This is a genomic window from Psychrobacter sp. 1Y4 (genome assembly GCF_051847555.1).
The window spans coordinates 1-717 of sequence record NZ_JBPYDE010000533.1 but is presented as its reverse complement, the minus strand read 5'-3'; the positions used below and the strand labels follow the sequence as shown (position 1 = coordinate 717).

Sequence of the window (717 nt, the reverse complement as noted above, 5' to 3'; positions counted from 1 at the left end):
CAGCCAGTCAAGGTGTGCCAGCGACCGTGCGCATGTACGAGCAGCTATTCAGTGCTGAGGACCCAAGTAGCGTCGCTGATGTCCATCAAGCGCTAAACCCTGACTCGCTCACTGAGCTAAATGCCGTGGTTGAGCTATCTTTAGCCAATGCTGACGCTGGCACGCGTTTCCAGTTTGAGCGTGAAGGGTACTTTATCACCGATAGCGAAGATCACAGCACGGATAAGCCAGTATTTAACCAAATCGTTAGCTTGCGCGATAGCTATAAGCCAGCGTAATCTATATTGGCCCAGTCTCTAAAAATGTCATTGCTAAAATGATTCTTTAAAACAATACTGAACAATAGTAGTTTGCAAGTTAGCCCATTTCTAGTACGCTAGGGATGGGCTTTTTTGTGAATAATTATAAAGTTTTTGACAGTCATATCTAAGGAATTGAGCATGGCAAAATTTTTGAATAGCAGTGGGACGACTTATCATTTAGAAGAGTTAATTAAAAATGCGTCTGATCGGTTGATTATTATTAGCCCATATTTGAAGCTGAATGAACGCATTAAAGAGCTGCTAGAAGATCGCAACCGTCTAAAAATCGATATTCGCATTGTCTATGGCAAAAATGACTTACATCCAGAAGAAATAAACTGGTTAAAAAACTTAACGTTTATTCGTACCAGCTTTTGCAAAAACTTGCATGCGAAATGCTACCTGAATGAAAACG

General features: G+C 41.0%; 1 protein-coding gene and 1 pseudogene. Both read left to right on the top strand.

Annotated features, from left to right (window positions below):
* Nucleotides 1-278 (top strand): annotated as a pseudogene (locus ACS8FC_RS17390) (glutamine--tRNA ligase); the annotation flags it as partial.
* Nucleotides 279-440: 162 nt separating this feature from the next.
* On the top strand, nucleotides 441-717 hold a 277-nt coding region (locus ACS8FC_RS17385), incomplete at its 3' end, for a phospholipase D family protein (RefSeq protein WP_439297704.1).